General features: G+C 57.6%; 2 protein-coding genes and 3 pseudogenes. 2 read left to right on the top strand and 3 right to left on the bottom strand.

What is annotated here, in order from left to right:
- A pseudogene (locus KMP13_RS12195) lies at positions 1-181 on the bottom strand (transposase); the annotation flags it as partial.
- Positions 182-405: 224 nt separating this feature from the next.
- Here KMP13_RS12195 and KMP13_RS12190 point away from each other — a divergent pair.
- The gene (locus tag KMP13_RS12190; protein WP_215266131.1) at positions 406-714 is read left to right on the top strand and encodes an MHYT domain-containing protein; all 309 of its coding nucleotides are present in this window, start codon (positions 406-408) and stop codon (positions 712-714) included.
- 641 nt (positions 715-1355) lie between these two features.
- A pseudogene (locus tag KMP13_RS12185) lies at positions 1356-1592 on the top strand (AAA family ATPase); the annotation flags it as partial.
- 219 nt (positions 1593-1811) lie between these two features.
- Here KMP13_RS12185 and KMP13_RS12180 read toward each other — a convergent pair.
- Entirely contained in the window at positions 1812-2057 is a 246-nt protein-coding gene (locus tag KMP13_RS12180) for a hypothetical protein (RefSeq protein ID WP_215266130.1), read from the bottom strand.
- 521 nt (positions 2058-2578) lie between these two features.
- Positions 2579-2772, bottom strand: a pseudogene (locus KMP13_RS12175) (ABC transporter permease); the annotation flags it as partial.

The following is a 2772-nucleotide window of genomic DNA, read 5'->3' as shown; positions in this document are numbered from 1 at the left end:
GTAGGAGTGAGATAAGAAGAGTAGGGCGCTGACCGAAAGGCCGGGGGTCGAGGAAGCGCATGAAGGGCAGCCGGTCACGCACCTGATATTCGGTCTGGTCGTCGGACAGGTTGTAGAGCGTGCCCACTACCAGCGTCTTGAACATCACCACAGCGTCCATCGGTTTGCGGCCCGCCCGCGACTAGCGCGCCGCCGCAGGCCGGCCGCTTTCTATCCCAACGCAGAGGTCAGGGAAATGTTCGAGGTACCCATAACGTTGGATTGGTTGCAGTCCCGTAATTTGTGACGCTCGTCACGGGCGCGACAGGGCCGACCCTGACCAATGACCTGTCACTGCAAACGGTGGCGCAAAGTAAACTGCCGGTGGCCATGGTAGCTATGGCGTTGGGCGGCGGCATTTGATCGATGCATTTTGTGGCCATGTTGGGTCTGCATACGCCGATCCTCTATTTCCATGATGCGGCCATTACGTCGGTCTCAGCGCCGATTGCAATCCTGATTGTCGCGTTGTCACTGCTGATGCTGCAATTCATTGTCCGCACCAAGGCAACAATCGTCGCCCCGAAGCATTCGGTTAGGGAAAGGATCCTGACCATGCACTACGTCGGAATGGCAGGCATGCAATTGTGTAAATTTGTCTACACCGCTATTGGTATCATCTCATCCTCGGTTCTGGCAGTCGGCCTGCGCATTGTCGCGTTTGGGGTAGCCTAAAGTGTCCGCTCCACTCGCAACACCATGATCGGCACATAGTGTTTTGGCGTTGCGGTGGGCAGCGTGCATTTTCTGGCGATGGCCAGCACCAATTTTGTGGCGATGCCCGTCACCCATGAATTCGGCCCGTTGATCAGCAACACACAATGGCCATTGGCATGATCCTGTCCAGCTTTGTCCTGCTTGGCGCATTTTTGTGGGTTGGCTCCACATCTTTGATACCTGACCAGGCTGCAGCTCCAGTGACTCCCGCAATGGATCCCAGCGCTCACCAACTGTTGCCCGCGCCGATGGGCCCGACACCCTGCCGGACCTTCTAGTGAGCCGCTCTCATCTTAAAGACGCCCAACTTGCGGTTGGTTAGGTCGGCGCAATTCGTGCAGACAGGGGCGCAATTCGTGCAAAATAGGCTTCAATGAAGTGTTTTCTGCAACCAATGTGTACGTAGGTATGCAGCCCTCTTCCTAGCGAGAGAAGTTGCTCAAAGCGGAACGGCAATGATTCCAACTGTCTTTGAATACTGTCGTCCAGCGGACATTGCAGGCGTTTTGGCAGGCGGCCACACCTGATCCCCATGATGAAGCTGCGTACGGCAGAGATTCCCCATCTGATTGCCTTGCAGGATGTTGCAGGCCTCACCGCTGGTCGACCAAATCATTGGATTTGTGCAAAATCTGCGTAAGGAAGATCTGGAGAAGACGCCAGGCATAGCCGAGACCCTGAATTTCGCCGCCGCGCTAATGGGGCTGGGTGTCGCCGATCTGACCCGAGATCCCAAGGTGCTGTACAACTCGCTTGCGACCCTACTGAAAACCCAAAATGACCGCGCGCAGATCACCACCGAGGTGAGCCAGCGCCTGGCTGGGAAAGCCGCATGAACAGCCGTGTTACCAAGTTCGCTGGCCGCGATCCGGGCCCATTGGCGCGTATGTCAAGTTTTATCGTCCATTGTCGCTTGCTGCATTGACTCATGTGCCCGCCGCCGAGCCGGACCTTGCCCGCGCCGCGTTGAAATGCGTCTGCACCGGGACCAAGGACGAGGCCCAGCACTTTGATACGCTGTTTGATGCTTTCTGGATGGACAAAGGCCGGGTCCGTCAAAAGATCGTGCCCAAGATCCAGCCAAAACACTGGAAGACGTGCATTCTTCTCGGGATGGTGAAGGCGCCGATACCGCCGGCAGCGCAGGCCAAACCACGGCGCCCGATGGTGGCGATGGTGAGGCCGAGATGGACGGCGAAGGCAAATTGGTCGCCACTGAAATGCGCAATCTGGCGCGTCGCGATCTGCGCGACCTGGTCCGCCCAGAAGACATCGCCCAGGCCGAAGAGGTCGCGCGCCATCTAAGGGCGGCGCTGCGCGATCGGCGTTCTCGTCGCTGTATCGCGGCGCGCCGAGGCGACCGGTTGCACTTTTGCAAAACCATTCGCTGCAGCCTTGCCACGAGTGGCGAACCCGTTACTTTGTATCGCAAGAACTGCCCCGACCCTTCTCACAACTCCAAACACCGCGCTAGTTCTCGATCTGGATACCTACAGCGGATTTCTGACCCTGTTTCATGACCATGATTGAGAACCCGCCCTATTTAAGGCCCCACTCAAAACCCCTGCGCGCTTTATCGGCAGCCTCGGCAGCATGCGCACTCACCCCACGCGATTGGAAACCTTGCAGTCGCTGGTGGCCTCAACGTCAGAGCTGAATCGGCTGGTGGGACCCATCCGGATCTGGTGCCGTCCTTGCGCCAGATGACCATGCGCTGATGAGCAAAAGCGCGTAAAAAGGTTCCGGCCCACCCCCCCTAAACACGCAAACGGCCGCTGGATTAGCGGCCGTTTTATTTGTGTATTTTGGTCCGTTTGTTGGATCAGGATTTGCCCTTCCAGGGGACGAGGAAGGCTTCGGATTTGCGCATTAGGATGTCGATGCCAAAGCCGATGAGGCCGATCATCACGATGCCCATGATGACGATGTCGGTGGCCTGGAATTTGGAGGCTGCGACGATCATTTTACCGGCGCCTTTTTCTGCCGCCACCAGTTCGGCCGCAACAACTGTGCCCC

The organism is Epibacterium ulvae (genome assembly GCF_018678075.1).
GTDB lineage: Bacteria > Pseudomonadota > Alphaproteobacteria > Rhodobacterales > Rhodobacteraceae > Epibacterium > Epibacterium ulvae_A.
This window is presented reverse-complemented; position numbering and strand designations above follow the sequence as displayed.

Coding starts and splice junctions, on each gene's coding strand:
- KMP13_RS12190 (WP_215266131.1), top strand. CDS start 406: ATGCATTTTGTGGCCATGTTGGGTCTGCATACGCCGATCCTCTATTTC.
- KMP13_RS12180 (WP_215266130.1), bottom strand. CDS start 2,057: ATGGCGCGCGACCTCTTCGGCCTGGGCGATGTCTTCTGGGCGGACCAG.